This window comes from Massilia brevitalea (genome assembly GCF_030711405.1).
In the GTDB taxonomy this organism is placed as follows: domain Bacteria; phylum Pseudomonadota; class Gammaproteobacteria; order Burkholderiales; family Burkholderiaceae_D; genus Telluria; species Telluria brevitalea.
The window spans coordinates 1-15,926 of sequence record NZ_JAULSI010000052.1; the positions used below are offsets into that span (position 1 = coordinate 1).

The 15,926-nt window shown below is 65.5% G+C and carries 14 protein-coding genes; 8 read left to right on the forward strand and 6 right to left on the reverse strand.

All coding sequences use genetic code 11. From position 1 onward, the window contains the following. Positions 1-282: 282 nt before the first annotated feature. A complete protein-coding gene (locus QWL29_RS23345) occupies positions 283-483 on the forward strand; it encodes a Sec-independent protein translocase family protein (protein ID WP_305825246.1) in 201 nt (66 codons plus the stop codon). A 317-nt stretch (positions 484-800) separates the two neighbouring features. On the opposite strand, the gene QWL29_RS23350 is transcribed toward QWL29_RS23345, so the two are convergent. Beyond that, the gene (locus QWL29_RS23350; RefSeq protein WP_305825247.1) at positions 801-2,153 is read right to left on the reverse strand and encodes an MFS transporter; all 1,353 of its coding nucleotides are present in this window, start codon (positions 2,151-2,153) and stop codon (positions 801-803) included. 141 nt (positions 2,154-2,294) lie between these two features. On the opposite strand from QWL29_RS23350, the gene cyoA reads away from it, so the two are divergent. The 7 genes from cyoA to QWL29_RS23385 are packed head-to-tail and all read left to right on the forward strand — an operon-like array spanning position 2,295 to position 9,050. Next, positions 2,295-3,320: a ubiquinol oxidase subunit II gene (gene cyoA / locus QWL29_RS23355; protein WP_305825248.1), complete on the forward strand. Its 1,026-nt coding sequence runs from the start codon at positions 2,295-2,297 to the stop codon at positions 3,318-3,320. A 2-nt stretch (positions 3,321-3,322) separates the two neighbouring features. Beyond that, positions 3,323-5,326, forward strand: coding sequence for a cytochrome o ubiquinol oxidase subunit I (cyoB, locus tag QWL29_RS23360; protein WP_305825249.1), 2,004 nt, complete (start codon positions 3,323-3,325; stop codon positions 5,324-5,326). After that, the gene (cyoC, locus tag QWL29_RS23365) at positions 5,319-5,957 is read left to right on the forward strand and encodes a cytochrome o ubiquinol oxidase subunit III (protein WP_305825250.1); all 639 of its coding nucleotides are present in this window, start codon (positions 5,319-5,321) and stop codon (positions 5,955-5,957) included. Before cyoB ends, cyoC begins: the two co-directional genes overlap by 8 nt. Further along, positions 5,954-6,379: a cytochrome o ubiquinol oxidase subunit IV gene (gene cyoD / locus QWL29_RS23370; RefSeq protein WP_305825251.1), complete on the forward strand. Its 426-nt coding sequence runs from the start codon at positions 5,954-5,956 to the stop codon at positions 6,377-6,379. The genes cyoC and cyoD overlap by 4 nt, the downstream gene beginning before the upstream one ends. After that, a complete protein-coding gene (locus QWL29_RS23375) occupies positions 6,376-7,191 on the forward strand; it encodes an SURF1 family protein (protein ID WP_305825252.1) in 816 nt (271 codons plus the stop codon). Before cyoD ends, QWL29_RS23375 begins: the two co-directional genes overlap by 4 nt. After that, positions 7,175-8,521, forward strand: coding sequence for an ATP-binding protein (locus tag QWL29_RS23380; RefSeq protein ID WP_305825253.1), 1,347 nt, complete (start codon positions 7,175-7,177; stop codon positions 8,519-8,521). Before QWL29_RS23375 ends, QWL29_RS23380 begins: the two co-directional genes overlap by 17 nt. Continuing rightward, positions 8,514-9,050, forward strand: coding sequence for a response regulator transcription factor (locus QWL29_RS23385; protein WP_305825254.1), 537 nt, complete (start codon positions 8,514-8,516; stop codon positions 9,048-9,050). Before QWL29_RS23380 ends, QWL29_RS23385 begins: the two co-directional genes overlap by 8 nt. A 373-nt stretch (positions 9,051-9,423) precedes the next feature. Here QWL29_RS23385 and QWL29_RS23390 read toward each other — a convergent pair whose 3' ends face one another. From QWL29_RS23390 to kdpB, 5 genes are read right to left on the reverse strand one after another with little or no spacing between them, the layout of a single operon-like run. Beyond that, positions 9,424-9,756 carry a DUF5710 domain-containing protein gene (locus QWL29_RS23390; protein ID WP_305825255.1) on the reverse strand — a complete coding sequence of 111 codons (333 nt, stop codon included), beginning with the start codon at positions 9,754-9,756 and terminating at the stop codon, positions 9,424-9,426. A 39-nt stretch (positions 9,757-9,795) separates the two neighbouring features. Further along, complete coding sequence (gene kdpE / locus QWL29_RS23395) at positions 9,796-10,491, reverse strand: two-component system response regulator KdpE (protein ID WP_305825256.1); 696 nt, start codon at positions 10,489-10,491, stop codon at positions 9,796-9,798. Continuing rightward, positions 10,484-13,201, reverse strand: a complete 2,718-nt coding sequence (locus QWL29_RS23400; RefSeq protein ID WP_370663733.1) for a DUF4118 domain-containing protein — start codon at positions 13,199-13,201, stop codon at positions 10,484-10,486. The genes kdpE and QWL29_RS23400 overlap by 8 nt, the downstream gene beginning before the upstream one ends. A gap of 1 nt (position 13,202) precedes the next feature. Then, positions 13,203-13,799, reverse strand: a complete 597-nt coding sequence (kdpC, locus tag QWL29_RS23405; RefSeq protein ID WP_305825258.1) for a potassium-transporting ATPase subunit KdpC — start codon at positions 13,797-13,799, stop codon at positions 13,203-13,205. Between the two features lie 9 nt (positions 13,800-13,808). Further along, the gene (gene kdpB / locus QWL29_RS23410) at positions 13,809-15,914 is read right to left on the reverse strand and encodes a potassium-transporting ATPase subunit KdpB (RefSeq protein WP_305825259.1); all 2,106 of its coding nucleotides are present in this window, start codon (positions 15,912-15,914) and stop codon (positions 13,809-13,811) included. Positions 15,915-15,926 lie beyond the last annotated feature (12 nt).

Consider the following 15,926-nt stretch of genomic DNA (forward strand, 5'->3'; position numbering starts at 1 on the left):
GAGTCCATCACATTAGGGTGGGCACCCCGTGCCCACGCGGAACGACGCGCGGTGACAACCTCGTTCGACGTCGCACCCTACGACTGCCGAAACGCCACAAGAGAACATCCCGCAGCGTTCGCCACCGCCCAGGCAGCTTTCGCCCTTCGCCCCCTCCACCTCAAGCCAAGGCCCAGGCTTATCGATCCAGCCGTGACAATTGACGAGATTTGGCGCCTCGCGCGCTGTTTAGAATGACAGGGCGAACCGGCACGCATCGATGCCGCACATATCGTCTTCAACATGTACAACTTCAGCATCTGGCACTGGATTATCCTGCTGGCGTTTATTGCATTCGCGCTCTTCCCATTCTGGCGCATCCTGAACAAGGCGGGCTATTCGGGAGCGTGGTCGATCCTGACCCTGGTTCCGGTGGTAAACCTCATCGTGCTGTGGGTGTTTGCGCTGGTCGAATGGCCGGTGGAGAAGAAGTCGCGCTCGTAAGGTGATGCAGGTGGCGGTGCGGGGCTCATGAGAAGAAGCGGGCTGATCACCTGGATACGCTGGCGGTTGGCGTCTTGATGGGTGCTGACCAGGCTGTCACCGTGCGGGCTTCCGCGTGGGCACGGGGTGCCTTGCGCGGCCCGGTCCACCCGACGGTCCAGTGCGGCGTCCGGGGCGACGCCGGACGCCCGATACACAACGATGCCTTGAGCGCACGGCGCAAAAAAAAACCGGCGAGCCGCAGCCCGCCGGAATTCCCTGGCCTGGTGCGCACACCAGGCCAAACTATTCACGCTCGATCATTGACGTTCGGTCGTTCACTCGCCGTCGGTCTTGATCTCCAGCTTGCGGTTCAGCGACAGCGCCGCCAGCGAACCGACCGCACCCGACAGCAGGTACAGGCTCACATAACCCAGGCCGAAGTGCGCCGACAGGCCGAGTGCCACCAGCGGTGCGAACGCGGCGCCCACCAGCCAGGCCAGGTCCGAGGTCAGGGCGGCGCCGGTGTAGCGGAAGCGCTTCTGCAGGTTCGAGGTCACGGCGCCGGCAGCCTGGCCGTACGACAGGCCGAGCAGGGCGAAGCCGATCAGGATGAAGGCGTTCTGGCCAGCCTCGCCGCCGTCGATCAGCATCGGCACGAAGGCCGAGAAGATCGCGATCAGCGCCGCCATGGTGCCGAGCGTGGTGCGGCGGCCGACCTTGTCGGCCACCAGGCCGGAAATCAGGATGCACACGGCGGCGACGGCCGCGCCCCACATCTGCAGGTAGAGGAAGCCGCTGATCGGACGGGTGTCGTACAGCTGGATCCAGGACAGCGGGAACACGGTCACCAGGTGGAACAGGGCGTAGCTGGCCAGGGCGGCGAGGGCGCCGATGACGATGTTCGAGCCCTGGTTCTTGACCAGTTCGCCGACCGGGGCCGGATCGAGTTCGTGCGAGTCGAGCAGGTGCGAGTACTCGGTGGTCGACACCAGGCGCAGGCGGGCGAACAGGGCGACCACGTTGATGGCAAAGGCGACGAAGAACGGGAAGCGCCAGCCCCAGACCAGGAAGTCGTCGGTCTGCAGGTTGTCGAGCAGGTAGGCGAACAGGCCGGCGGCGATCAGGAAGCCGAGCGGGGCAGCCAGCTGGCCGAGCATGGCGTACCAGCCGCGCTTGTGTTCCGGCGCGTTCAGGGCCAGCAGCGAAGGCAGGCCGTCCCAGGAACCGCCCAGGGCCACGCCTTGCGCGATGCGCAGCAGTGCCAGCAGCACGATCGAGGTGCTGCCGAGCTGGGCGTAGGTGGGCAGGAAAGAAATGGTCACGGTTGCCGTCCCGAGCAGGAACAGGGCAATCGTGAGCTTTATTTCCCTACTGAAGCGCTGCTGGATGGCCATGAACACAACCGTACCGAGGGGGCGCGCGATGAATGCGAACGCAAAAATCGTAAACGAGTACAGTGTGCCTTCGAGTCGATCTGCCCAGGGGAAGAAAACTGCTGGAAAAACCAGCACCGAGGCGATGGCATACACGAAGAAATCGAAATATTCGGAGGCACGGCCAATGACCACACCAACTGCAATTTCACCGGGCGAGATGTGGGCATCCCGGGCATTGATGTTACGGGCGCCGCTATGTGGCGCCGTGACGGGAGCGGCGCCTGCGCCGCCATACGTATTCGAGCTTTGCATAGATGGGTCTCCAGGTGAGTCAGTGGCCTTCAGGATTCCCCCTGGCCTGGGCAAGGGTGGGACAAAACGTCCAATGTGCAACGAAGGCCGATGGCATTACAGTAGCATGTTCTCATTCCCATGTAACGTTAGATACCTAGCATGATTCCTAAAATAGTCCGTCCCGGACTTTCACTCCTCCTGCTTGCGGTGCTGTCCGGCTGCAACACGGTGGTGATGAATCCAGCCGGCGACATTGCAAAGCAGCAGGCAGACCTGATCACCGTATCGGTCTTGCTCATGTTGATCATCATTATCCCGGTGATGATCCTGACCGTCGTGTTCGCATGGAAGTACCGGAAAGGCGCGAACGCACGCTACGAGCCCGACTGGGACCACTCGACCAAGCTCGAACTGGTGATCTGGGGCGCGCCCCTGCTCATCATCATCGCGCTGGGCCTGATCACCTGGATCAGCACCCACAAGCTCGACCCGTATCGTCCGCTCGACCGTATCGACGCCAACCGTCCGATCACCGCCGAGCACAAGGTCCTCGAAGTGCAGGTCGTCGCGCTCGACTGGAAATGGCTGTTCATCTATCCGGAGCAGGGCATCGCTACCGTGAACGAACTGGTCACCCCGATCGACACCCCGATCCGCTTCAAGATGACCTCGTCGACGGTGATGAACACCTTCTACATCCCGACCCTGGCCGGCATGATCTACACGATGCCTGGCATGGAGACCACCCTGAACGCGGTGATCAACAAGGTCGGCGACTACAAGGGTCTGTCGGCCAACTTCAGCGGCGACGGTTTCTCGCACATGCACTTCGCTTACCGCGGCGTGTCGGCGACCGACTTCGACGCCTGGGTGGCCAAGGCCAAGGCCAGCGGCAACACCCTGGGCCGCGGCGATTACCTGAGCCTGGAAAAGCCGTCGGAAAAAGAGCCGGTCCGTTACTACGGTAACGTGCAGCCAGCCCTGTTCAACGCCATCCTGAACCGCTGCGTCGCCGAAGGCGCCGTCTGCGCGAACCACCAGATGGCCGCCGACATGACCCGCCTGCGCAACGACGTCGCCCTGAAGAACCTGCCGGCCGAAGCGCGCCGCCAGGTCGCTGCGAATGCGGCGCTGGGTGCGACGACCGAAGTCTGCGAAACCCCTACCAATCCTGTGAAGAAGTAACCATGCAAGACTCATTTGACTTGACGAAGCTGATCTTCGGACGGCTCAGCTGGGACGCGATTCCGTTCCATGAGCCGATCCTGCTCGCTACCTTCGCAGGCGTGCTTGTCGGCGGCGCGGCCCTGGTGGCCCTGATCTCCTACTTCCGCCTGTGGGGCACCCTGTGGCACGACTGGTTCACCAGTATCGACCACAAGAAAATCGGCATCATGTACATGGTGCTCGGTATCGTCATGCTGCTGCGCGGCTTTGCCGACGCACTGATGATGCGCGCCCAGCAGGCGCTCTCCTTTGGCGAAAACGCAGGCTTCCTGCCGCCGCACCACTACGACCAGGTCTTCACCGCCCACGGCGTGATCATGATCTTCTTCGTGGCGATGCCGCTGGTGACGGGCCTGATGAACTACGTGGTGCCGCTGCAGATCGGCGCGCGCGACGTGGCCTTCCCGTTCCTGAACAACTTCTCGTTCTGGATGACGGCCATGGGCGCCGTGCTGGTGATGGCCTCGCTGTTCGTCGGCGAATTCGCGCGTACCGGCTGGCTGGCGTATCCGCCGCTGTCGGGCATCCTGGCTAGCCCAGGCGTGGGGGTCGACTACTATATCTGGGCGCTGCAGGTGGCCGGGGTAGGCACCTTGCTGTCCGGCGTCAACCTGATCGTCACCATCGTCAAGATGCGCGCGCCGGGCATGGACCTGATGAAGATGCCAGTCTTCACCTGGACCTCGCTCTGCACCAACATCCTGATCGTCGTGACCTTCCCGATCCTGACCGCCACGCTGGCCATGCTCGGCATGGACCGCCTGTTCGACACCGCCTTCTTCACGAACGACCGCGGCGGCAACGCCATGCTGTACGTGAACCTGATCTGGATCTGGGGCCACCCTGAGGTCTACATCCTGATCCTGCCGGCATTCGGTATCTTCTCGGAAGTCGTCTCGACCTTCTCGGGCAAGCGCCTGTTCGGCTACACCTCGATGGTGTACGCAACCTGCGTCATCATGGTGCTGTCGTACCTGGTCTGGCTGCACCACTTCTTCACCATGGGCAGCGGCGCGAGCGTCAACTCGTTCTTCGGTATTACAACGATGATCATCTCGATCCCGACGGGCGCGAAGATCTTCAACTGGCTGTTCACGATGTACCGCGGCCGTATCCGCTTCGAACTGCCGATGATGTGGACGATCTCGTTCATGCTGACCTTCACCATCGGCGGCATGACCGGCGTGATGCTGGCGATTCCTGCGGCCGACTTCGTGCTGCACAACTCGCTGTTCCTGATCGCCCACTTCCACAACGTCATCATCGGCGGCGTGGTGTTCGGCCTGTTTGCCGGTATCAACTACTGGTTCCCGAAAGCCTTCGGCTACAAGCTCGACGAATTCTGGGGCAAGATCTCGTTCTGGCTCTGGTCGATCGGCTTCTGGGTTGCATTCACGCCACCGTACATCCTGGGCTTCATGGGTGTCACCCGCCGCATGAGCCACTTCGAAGATCCTGAACTGCAATGGCTGTTCCAGATCTCCTTCGTGGGCACCCTGATGATTGCCGGCGGTATCGGCGCGCTGCTGATGCAGTTCTTCATGACCTGGAAAAACCGCAAGAAGCTGCGCGACGTCACCGGCGACCCATGGGATGGCCGTACCCTGGAATGGTCGACCTCGTCGCCACCGCCAGACTACAACTTCGCCTTCACCCCGGTGGTGTACGACAACGACACCTTCGCCGACATGAAGAAAGCCGGCTGGAAGCGTCCGCTGGCCGACTACGTGGCGATCCACATGCCGAAGAACACCTGGGCGGGCTTCGTGATCTCGGCCATCGCCATGGTGATCGGCTTCGCCATCATCTGGCACATGTGGCTGCTGACCGGCCTGGCCTTCGTGGCCCTGATGGTCGCGATCGTCGTCCACACCTTCAACTACAAGCGCGATTACTACATCCCGGCGGAAGAAGTGACCCGTACCGAGAACGAGCGTACTAAATTGCTGGAAGCCCATGTCTAACACTAACGCAACCTTCCCAAGCGCCAGCGGCGGCGCTGCCGCCGTGCGCGAATACCACGTGCGCGAGCACCATCCGGAACAGGGCACGCTGCTCGGTTTCTGGATCTACCTGATGAGCGACTGCCTGCTGTTCGCGTCGCTGTTCGCGGCCTATGCAGTGCTGGGCCGTAACTACGCGGGCGGCCCATCGGGCGCCGAGCTGTTCGACCTGCCGCTGGTGGCCATCAACACCGCCTTCCTGCTGGTGTCGTCGATCACCTTCGGCTTCGCCATGATCGCGGCGCAAGCCAGGAAACTGGGCGGCACCATGCTCTGGCTGGGCATCACGGGCCTGCTGGGCCTGTGCTTCCTGGGCCTGGAACTGTACGAGTTCTACCACCTGATCCACGAAGGCGCCGGCCCGTCGCGCAGCGGCTTCCTGACCGCCTTCTTCTCGCTGGTCGGCACCCACGGCCTGCACGTGCTGTTCGGTATCGTGTGGCTGGTCGTCTTGATGTTCCAGCTGGCAAAGCATGGCCTGGGCGCGGAAAACATGCGCCGCCTGTCGTGCCTGTCGCTGTTCTGGCACTTCCTGGACGTTGTCTGGATCTTCGTCTTTACCTTTGTTTACCTGATGGGAGTGCTGCCATGAGTAGCCAACACCACGACCACCACGGCCACCACGGCGACCCGCTGCACGGCCACACCCACGGCGACCATCCGGGCGTGCATTACAGCCTGAAGGACTACACGACCGGTTTCATCCTGGCCGTGATCCTGACCGTGATCCCGTTCTGGCTGGTGATGGGCAACGTGCTCGATCCGTCGACCACGAAATACGTCATCCTCGGCTTCGCCGGCGTCCAGCTCATCGTGCACATGGTTTACTTCCTGCACATGAACTCGAAGTCGGAAGGCGGCTGGAACATGATGGCGCTGCTGCTGACCATCGTCCTGCTGGTGATCGTGCTCTCGGGCTCGATCTGGGTCATGCACCACATGAACGCCAACATGATGCCCGGCATGGGCGACGCCGCGGCCGTGACCGGCCACGGCAACCACGACATGCAATGATGTCGTTGCACGATCCAGAAGCAGCCGCCCGCCCGCGCAGCATGGCGCGGGTGATCCTCGCGGTCCTCGGGCTGCTCCTGATCGTGCTGTTCGCAGGGCTGGGAACCTGGCAGGTGGTACGCCTGCAATGGAAACTGGCCCTGATCGAACGGGTGGAGTCGCGTGTGCACGCGGCTCCCGTTTTACCGCCCGCACCTGCGCATTGGGCGCAAGTCTCCAAAGAATCCGACGAATACCGGCACGTACGTCTCGCCGGGCACTTCCTCTACGAATACACGACCCCGGTCCAGGCGCTGTCCGACCTGGGCGCCGGCTTCTGGCTGGTCACGCCGCTGTGCACGACCGACGGTTCCATCGTGCTGGTGAACCGCGGTTTCATTCCTTCTTCCGGCAATACGCTGGCGCGCTTCCCGGCGCGGCGGGCTTCAGGCGAGGCCTGCGCCGCCGTTGCCGGCGCCCCGCATACTGTCACTGGCCTGTTGCGCATCGCCGAACCCGGCGGCGGCTTCCTGCGCGAAAACGATCCAACGCGCAACCGCTGGTATTCGCGCGACGTGGCCGGCATCGCCGGCGCGCGCGGCTTGGTCAATGTGGCCCCGTACTTCGTCGACGCGGCGAAAGGGCAAGAGCCTGCTGGCGCGCCCGACCAGCCTGTCGGCGGCCTGACCGTTATTTCCTTCCCGAATAATCACCTCGCCTATGCCGCGACTTGGTATGCTCTGGCTTTGATGGTGGCCGGCGCCTGGTGGTATATTGCGCGCTTGGCAAAACGGGAGGCCGGTCCGGCACGCAAGAATGGCAGTAAAGTTTGATCTACTAACAAGAATAACGCCCTCGATCGCTTCTGCCGAAGAAGCCCACGTCGAATACGCCGCCGGCCACAAGAACATGCTGCAGCTCATCGAGCTGCGCTGGATTGCGGTCATCGGCCAAGTCACGACCATCGCCGGCGCGATCCTGATCTTCGACATCAACCTGCCGCTGGTGCACATGCTGCAGGTGCTGGCCTGCCTGATCGCCTTCAACATCGCCAGCCACCTGCGCTGGCACGAGCGCCGGCCGGTGGCCAACAGCGAACTGTTCATGGCGCTGCTGGTGGACGTGGCCACGCTCACCGTCCAGCTCTACCTGTCGGGCGGCACCACCAATCCCTTCGCCTTCCTCTACCTGCTGCAGATCATCATTTCGGCCGTGCTGCTGGAAGCCTGGTCGACCTGGACCATCGTCGCCATCACCATCGCCTGCCTCGGCGCGCTGGCCGTGTATGCCCAGCCGCTTGCGCTGCCCTTCGACCATGCGCGCGGCATCGCCAGCCTGTACGTGCAGGGCATGCTGATCTGCTTCGCGCTGAACGCGGGGCTGCTGGTGATTTTCGTCTCGCGCATCAGCGGCACCGTGAAGGCCAAGGCGGCGCAGCTGGCCGAACTGCGCCAGCGCGCGGCGGAAGAAGACCATATCGTGCGCATGGGGCTGCTGGCCTCGGGCGCGGCCCATGAGCTGGGCACGCCGCTGGCCACGCTGTCGGTGATCCTGGGCGACTGGAAGCGCATGCCCGAGTTCCGCGGCAGCCCGGACCTGCTCGAAGAAATCGGCGAAATGCAGACCCAGCTCCAGCGCTGCAAGTCCATCGTCAGCGGGATTTTGCTCTCGGCCGGCAAGGCGCGCGGCGAATCGGCGGTGCGCACGACCATCCACACCTTCCTCGACGGCCTGGCCGAGGAGTGGGAAGACAGCCGCCCGGTAAAGGATTTCGTGTACGAGAATTCGATTGTCGACGACATGCCGGTGGCCTTCGATTCGGCCCTGAAGCAGACCGTCGACAATTTGCTCGATAATGCGCTGGAAGCCTCGCCGACCGGCTGGGTAGGCCTGAGCGCGAGCGTCGAGGACGACCAGCTGTGCGTGGTGGTGACCGACCGCGGGCCGGGCTTTCCGCCTGCAGTGCTGGCCCAGTTCGGCAAACCCTACCAGAGCACCAAGGGGCGTTCGGGTGGGGGCCTGGGCCTGTTCCTGGTCGTGAATGTGGCGCGCACCCTGGGTGGCGCAGTGGTGGGAAGGAATAGAGATGAGGGTGGTGCGGAAGTGAAGTTGACGATTCCACTGGAAGCGATTCGCCTGGCCGGGGAGGGCGAGCATGCCTGAGACGCCAGTCCTGTTGATCGTCGAGGACGACGACGCGTTTGCGCGGACGCTGGGGCGTTCGTTCGAGCGGCGCGGCTACAAGGTGCTGCTGGCGCCGGGCTATGAGGAAGCCGCCGAGATCCTGCGCGAGCACGATCCGGGGTATGCGGTGGTCGACCTGAAATTGAAGGGGAATGCGTCGGGCCTGTCGTGCGTGCAGATGCTGCATGCGCACGATCCGGAAATGCTGATCGTGGTGCTGACCGGGTTTGCCAGCATCGGTACGGCGGTCGAGGCGATCAAGCTCGGGGCCTGCCAGTACCTGGCGAAGCCGTCGAATACCGACGATATCGAGGCCGCGTTCGGGCATGTGGCGGGCAGCACGGATGTGGAGGTGACGAACCGCTCGACCTCGATCAAGACGCTGGAGTGGGAGCATATCCACGCGGTGCTGGCGGAGACGGATTTCAACATCTCGGAAGCGGCGCGGCGGTTGGGGATGCACCGCAGGACGCTCGCGCGCAAGCTCGAAAAGCAGCGCGTTAAATAAACCCGGAACGGCGGCACGGTAGGGTGGGCGCCCCGTGCCCACGCGTGAAATGTGAATATTGTTGGCCTGCTTTGGGCGCTAGCACTAAGCAAACTTCACGCGTGGGCACAGGAGCGCCCACCCTACGAGGATGTGGAAAAATCGCCATGGCTGCGTTGCCTCGTCTCGCCGTACGCTCGTACTGTCTTCGACTCGGCGCCTTGCCCTGACAATTTTTTCACATCCTCCACGGTATCCGCCAGTCCGGTTACAACCCAGCCAACAGCTTGCGCACTGCCTGGTGCGCGTCCAGCCAGCCGCTGTCGATCAGCTTCGGCTTGCATTCGGCGCATTCCTCGAACGGGTTGCAGGCNCACGGTATCCGCCAGTCCGGTTACAACCCAGCCAACAGCTTGCGCACTGCCTGGTGCGCGTCCAGCCAGCCGCTGTCGATCAGCTTCGGCTTGCATTCGGCGCATTCCTCGAACGGGTTGCAGGCGTGGGCCAGCTCCACATATTTGGAACCCACCACCGGCTTGGCCGCGCGCGCATCGCGCGACGAGGGCTCGGCGCCAGCGTCGCTGCCAGCGCCACCCGCCAGCCACTTCGCAAACGGCTCCACCGCCACCCCGTCCGGCACATACCAGCTCTTGCGGGTGGGATTCCAGCGCGCGCCCAGCGCCTTGGCTTCGTCTTTTTCCGCGTACGGAACCTTCAATACTTTCATTGCCGCCTCGTGTTCTGATTGCGGCATATTGTAAACGCCTCAGGGCGCCAGGACCAACCGATACCCGACCGCCGTTTCGGTAATCAGGTGCCGTGGCTGGGCCGGCTCGTCTTCGAGCTTGTGGCGCAGGTGGCCCATGTACACGCGCAGGTAGTGCCCGTTCTCGCCATTCGACGGCCCCCACACCGCGCGCAGCAGTTGCGGGTTGGTCATCACCTTGCCGGCATTTGCCACCAGCACCGACAGCAGCTTGAACTCGGTTGGCGTCAGGTGCACGCGGCTGCCGTTCTTCGTCACGATGCGCTCGACCGGGTCGACCGCGATCTCGCCGAAGCGCACGGTCGCGTCAGCCGTTTCCGGCTGGCGTTGGCGGCGCAAGGTCGCCCGGATGCGCGCCAGCAGCTCGCCCGTGCCGAAAGGCTTGGTCAGGTAGTCGTCGGCGCCGGCGTCGAGTGCGCGGATCTTGGCCTGCTCGGCGTCGCGCGCCGACAGCACGATGATGGGCATGCCCGACCACTTGCGCACGTCGGCGATGAAATCGACGCCGTCGCCGTCGGGCAGGCCGAGGTCGAGCACCACCAGGTCGGGGCGGCGCGTGCCGGCGTCGATCAGGGCGCGTTTCAGCTCGGCCGCCTCGTGCACCTGCCAGCCTTCCTGCTCCAGGGCGGCACGCACGAAGCGGCGGATCTGCGGCTCGTCTTCCACCAGCAGGGCGGTGGGGCGTGGTTCAGTCATCGTGGGTTTCCATGTCTAGGGGGTTCGGCTCGGGCAGGGCCGGCGGGGTGCCGCGCGGCAGCGAGAAGGTGACCATGGCGCCGCCCTCGGGCGCCGCGCCGGCAGCGATCTTGCCGCCATGCGCCTCGACGATGGCGCGGCAGATCGCCAGGCCCAGGCCTACGCCCGGCAGCGCCGACTCCTGCTGGCCGCGCGCGAATTTCTCGAACAGCGCTTCCTCGCGGCCAGGTGGCAAGCCGGGACCATCGTCGCTCACGCCGACGTCGACCCGGTCCTCGCGCACGTGTGCGGCAATCGTGATCGTGGCATGCGGCGGCGTGTATTTTGCCGCATTCTCCAGCAGGTTCGACAGCACCCGTTCCAGCAGCACGGCATCGAAGCGCAGCAGCGGCAGGTCCGCCGGAATCCGCGTGCGGATGGTGCGCGCACCCAGCGCCTGGCGCAGCGGACGCAACGCGCTGCCCACGGTTTCTTCCAGCGCCTGCCATTGCTGGTTCAGGCGCACGGCGCCGCTTTCGATGCGCGCCATGTCGAGCAGGTTGGCGACCATGGTGCCGAGCCGGCGCGCTTCCTCGTGCAGGGCGGCGGCCGTTTCGCGCTCGTTCGCGGCCAGTGGGGGCTCCGCGCGCAGCAGGGACTCGGATAATCCGACCAGGCTGGTGAGCGGGGTGCGCAAGTCGTGCGACAGGGCGGCCAGCAACGAATTGCGCAGGCGCTCGGACTCCATGCTGACCAGCGCGGCCTGGGCCACCTCGATGTAATGCACGCGTTCCAGCGCAATCGCGGCCAGCGCGGCATAGGTGTCGAGCTGCTGGCGTTGCTCGGGCAGCGGCAGCCAGCGGCCTCCGTCGGGTGCGATGGCCAGCACGCCGCGCGTGCGCATCGGCGCCACCAGCGGCAAATAAAACAGCGGGCTGCCCGGCAGCGTGTGGGTGCCGTGGCCGGCCGGGCTGGCATGGTCGAAAGCCCATTGGGCGACACCGGGGTCCAGGCCGGGCAGCGCATTGTCAAGGTCTGTGACATCGACCAGCAGCTTGCCGTCCGCATCCGGCAGCAGCAGCACGGCGCGCGCGCCGAAGGCGCCGGCGATGGTGGCGCGGGTCGATTCCAGCACCTGATCGTTCTGCAGCGCGCTCGATAGTTCGCGCGCGAATTCATACAGCGAGTGGGCGCGTGCCTCGCGCCTGCGCGCTACTTGCGCCTGAAAGCGCAGGCCGGCAGTCAACTGGCCGGTGATCAGGCCCACGGCCAGCATCACGCCGAAGGTGATCAGGTACTGCACGTCGCTCACCGCGAAGTTGTAGCGCGGCGGGACGAAGAAAAAGTCGAAGCCGGCCACGCAGACGCAGGTGGCCAGCACCGACGGGCCGCGCCCGAAGCGCACCGCCACCAGCAGCACGACCAGCAGGAACAGCATGGCGATATTCGCCAGGTCGAGCCAGGCCGACAGCGGCGAGAACAGCAGCGCGGCGCCCAGGCCGATGAGTCCCGCCCACAGGTAGCGCAGCCGGTTCGGGTTGACCGGCGCGATGCTCGACGATTCCTGGTTGGCGCGCGGCCGGGTGGCGGCGCCGGCGCCGACTTCGAGCAGGTCGACGTCGGGCGCGAGCCGGGACAGCCTGGCGTGCAGCGGCCGGGACAGGCGCAGCCGCTGGGCACGCACGCGGCCCAGCACCAGGCGCTGCAGGTTGTGCGAGCGGGCATAGGCGAGCAAAGCCTGGGCCGGCTCGGCGTCCGGCAGCACGGCCGTGGTGGCGCCCAGTTCCTGCGCCAGTTTCAGGACAGTCAGCGTGGATTCGCGGCGTGCATCCGGCAAGCGCTGCAGCGCCGGCGTTTCGACGTACACCGCATGCCAGGCGCAGTCGAGCTGGCCGGCCAGGCGCGCGCAGTTACGCACTACGTGCTCGGCGTTGTCGCCGGGCCCGACGCAGGCCAGCAGGGCACCGTCGGTCTTCCATACCGGCGTGATGGCCTGCTCGACGCGGTAGGCGCGCACGTCGTCGCCGATGCGTTCGGCGGTGCGGCGCAGGGCCAGTTCGCGCAGTGCGATCAGATTCCCCTTGCGGAAGAAGTTGCTTGAGGCCCGCTCGGCCTGGGCGCCCTGATACACCTTGCCGGCTTTCAGGCGCGCCAGCAGTTCATCGGCCGGCACGTCGACCAGCACGACTTCGTCGGCGCCATCGAACACGCTGTCGGGCACGGTCTCGGCCACCTTGACCCCGGCGATGCCAGCCACGACATCTTTCAGGCTTTCCAGATGCTGCACATTCAGGGTGGTGAAGACGTCGATGCCGGCCGCCAGCAGTTCCTCGACGTCCTGCCAGCGCTTCGGGTGGCGCGAACCCGGCACATTCGAGTGGGCCAGCTCGTCGACCAGGACCAGCGCCGGATGGCGCGCGAGGGCGGCGTCGAGGTCGAACTCGGGCAGTTCGCGGCCGCGGTAGGGCAGGCTGCGCGCGGGCAGCAGGTCGAGGCCGGCGAGCAGGGCGGCCGTGTCCTGGCGACCGTGGGTCTCGACCACGCCCGCCAGCACGACGGCGCCGCCCGCCGCCAGCTTGCGCGCCTCGAGCAGCATCGCATAGGTCTTGCCGACACCTGCCGAGGCCCCGACGTAGATGCGCAGGCTGCCGCGCGCGTCGCGCCGTTCCTGCGCGCGCACCTGGGCCAGCACGGCGTCGGGATCGGGTCGACTCATCACATCTGCTCTCATGTCAGCGAGTATGCGGCATCTGGTCCTCAGTTGCCATATCGAGTGCCAGGTTCAGGGCAAGTACGTGGACCCGCGCCTCTCCGAACAAGCCGAGCCAGGGGCGCTCGGTATGCGCCGCGACCAGGCCCAGCACGCGCTCGCGCGGGAACCCGCGCGCGGCGGCTACCCGGTTCACCTGATACAAGGCCGCGGCCGGGCTGATGTGGGGATCGAGGCCGCTGGCCGAGGCGGTGACCAGATCGACCGGGATGGCGTCGCGGTTGCTCGGGTCCACTGTGCGCAGGGCGGCGATGCGCGCGGCCACGGCATCCTTCAGGGCCGGGTTGCTCGGCCCCTGGTTGGCGCCCGAGGAAGCGGCGGCGTTGTTCGGCGTGGGCGCCGTGGCCGACGGGCGGCCCCAGAAGTAGCGCGCCGAGGTGAAGGACTGGCCGACCAGCTGCGAGCCGATGACCTTGCCGTCGTGTTCGACGAGGCTGCCGTTGGCTCGTTGCGGCAGGATCAGCTGGGCCAGGCCGGTGACGGCCAGCGGGTAGGCCACGCCGCACAGGAGTGTGAGGGCCGCGAACACGGCCAAAGCGGGGCGAAGAGCGTTCTTCATGGATGTCTTTCAGGCGAGATTGAACAGGACCAGCAGCATGTCGATGGCCTTGATGCCGGCAAACGGCAGCAGCAGGCCGCCCACGCCATACACCAGCAAATTGCGGCGCAGGAGCGCAGTGGCGCCGATCGGCCGGTAGGCGACACCCTTCAAGGCCAGCGGAATCAGCACCACGATGATCAAGGCATTGAAGATCACCGCCGACAGGATCGCCGACGAAGGGCTGTGCAGCCCCATGATGTCGAGTGCGGCCAGTTGCGGATACACGCCGACAAAGGCGGCCGGGATGATCGCGAAATACTTGGCGATGTCGTTGGCGATCGAGAAAGTGGTCAAGGAGCCGCGTGTCATCAGCATCTGCTTGCCGATCTCGACGATCTCGAGCAGCTTGGTCGGGTTCGAATCGAGGTCGACCATGTTGCCGGCTTCCTTGGCCGCCTGGGTGCCCGAGTTCATGGCCACGGCCACGTCGGCCTGGGCCAGCGCGGGGGCGTCGTTGGTGCCGTCGCCGGTCATCGCCACCAGGCGGCCTTCGCCCTGGTAACGGCGGATCAGGGCCAGCTTGTCTTCGGGGGTGGCGTCGGCCAGGAAGTCGTCGACGCCGGCTTCGGCGGCGATGGCTGCCGCAGTAAGCCGATTATCGCCGGTGATCATCACGGTCTCGATGCCCATGCGGCGCAGGGCGCCGAAGCGTTCGCGGATGCCGCCCTTGACCACGTCCTTGAGTTCGACCACGCCCAGTACGCGGGCGCCGTCGGACACGGCCAGCGGGGTGCTGCCGCGGCGCGCCGCATCGTCCACCGCGCGGGCCACCGCATCAGGCCAGCTTCCCCCGAGGGCTTCGACATGCTTCTTCACCGCGCTGGCGGCGCCCTTGCGGATCACCCTCTCACCCAGATCGACGCCGCTCATGCGGGTCTGGGCCGTGAACGGCACGAATACGGCGCCGAGCGACGCCAGCTCGCGTTCGCGCATGTCGAAGCGGGTCTTGGCCAGCACCACGATGCTGCGGCCTTCCGGCGTTTCGTCGGCCAGCGAAGCCAGTTGCGCCACGTCCGCCAGCTGCGGCTCGGTCACGCCGGGAGCGGGAATAAAGTCGCTGGCCTGGCGGTTGCCGAGGGTGATGGTGCCTGTCTTATCGAGCAGCAGCACGTCGACGTCGCCGGCCGCTTCCACCGCGCGGCCGGAGGTGGCGATGACGTTCGCGCCCATCATGCGGCTCATGCCGGCCACGCCGATGGCCGACAGCAGGCCGCCGATGGTGGTCGGGATCAGGCACACCAGCAGGGCGACCAGGGTCGTCACCGACACCGGCGCGCCGCTGCCGGCGGCGTCCACCGCGAACAGCGAGAACGGCAGCAGGGTCACCGTCACCACCAGGAACACGATGGTCAGCGCCACCAGCAGGATGGTGAGCGCGATCTCGTTCGGCGTCTTGCGGCGCTCGGCGCCTTCGACCATGGCGATCATGCGGTCGAGGAAGGTCTCGCCGGGATTCGCGCTGACGCGCACCACCAGCCAGTCCGACAGCACGCGCGTGCCGCCGGTAACGGCGCAGAAGTCGCCGCCCGCTTCGCGGATGACCGGAGCGGATTCGCCGGTAATCGCGCTTTCGTCGACCGAGGCAATGCCTTCGATGGCTTCGCCGTCGATCGGGATCACGTCGCCGGCTTCGACCAGGATTACGTTCCCCTTGCGCAGGTCGGCCGCGCTCAGGGGCAGCCAGCCGCTGCCATGGCGCGGCTCGTTCAGCTTCTTGGCGATGGTGGCCACCTTCAGGCCGCGCAGCGAGGCTGCCTGCGCCTTGCTGCGGCCTTCGGCCAGGGCTTCGGCAAAGTTCGCGAACAGCACCGTGAACCAGAGCCACACGGCGATGGCCAGGATGTAGCCGGACGGCGCGTCGCCGGCGCCGCCCAGCGAGTGGAGGAACAGCAGCGTGGTGAGGATGCTGCCGGCATAGACCACGAACATGACGGGGCTGCGCAGCTGCACACGCGGATCGAGCTTGGCAAAGGCGCCCTTGACGGCAGGGGCGACCAGGGTGGGGTCGAACAGCGTCAGCGCGCGCTTCGGCGCCGGCGCTGCTGGTGAATGGACAGGAATGGTTGCGGACATCGTGTACTCCAA

Bases quoted from the DNA above. Each gene is read 5' to 3' on its own strand.
- QWL29_RS23345 (WP_305825246.1), top strand. From the start codon at position 283: ATGTACAACTTCAGCATCTGGCACTGGATTATCCTGCTGGCGTTTATT.
- QWL29_RS23350 (WP_305825247.1), bottom strand. From the start codon at position 2,153: ATGCAAAGCTCGAATACGTATGGCGGCGCAGGCGCCGCTCCCGTCACG.
- cyoA (WP_305825248.1), top strand. From the start codon at position 2,295: ATGATTCCTAAAATAGTCCGTCCCGGACTTTCACTCCTCCTGCTTGCG.
- cyoB (WP_305825249.1), top strand. From the start codon at position 3,323: ATGCAAGACTCATTTGACTTGACGAAGCTGATCTTCGGACGGCTCAGC.
- cyoC (WP_305825250.1), top strand. From the start codon at position 5,319: ATGTCTAACACTAACGCAACCTTCCCAAGCGCCAGCGGCGGCGCTGCC.
- cyoD (WP_305825251.1), top strand. From the start codon at position 5,954: ATGAGTAGCCAACACCACGACCACCACGGCCACCACGGCGACCCGCTG.
- QWL29_RS23375 (WP_305825252.1), top strand. From the start codon at position 6,376: ATGATGTCGTTGCACGATCCAGAAGCAGCCGCCCGCCCGCGCAGCATG.
- QWL29_RS23380 (WP_305825253.1), top strand. From the start codon at position 7,175: ATGGCAGTAAAGTTTGATCTACTAACAAGAATAACGCCCTCGATCGCT.
- QWL29_RS23385 (WP_305825254.1), top strand. From the start codon at position 8,514: ATGCCTGAGACGCCAGTCCTGTTGATCGTCGAGGACGACGACGCGTTT.
- QWL29_RS23390 (WP_305825255.1), bottom strand. From the start codon at position 9,756: ATGAAAGTATTGAAGGTTCCGTACGCGGAAAAAGACGAAGCCAAGGCG.
- kdpE (WP_305825256.1), bottom strand. From the start codon at position 10,491: ATGACTGAACCACGCCCCACCGCCCTGCTGGTGGAAGACGAGCCGCAG.
- QWL29_RS23400 (WP_370663733.1), bottom strand. From the start codon at position 13,201: ATGAGAGCAGATGTGATGAGTCGACCCGATCCCGACGCCGTGCTGGCC.
- kdpC (WP_305825258.1), bottom strand. From the start codon at position 13,799: ATGAAGAACGCTCTTCGCCCCGCTTTGGCCGTGTTCGCGGCCCTCACA.
- kdpB (WP_305825259.1), bottom strand. From the start codon at position 15,914: ATGTCCGCAACCATTCCTGTCCATTCACCAGCAGCGCCGGCGCCGAAG.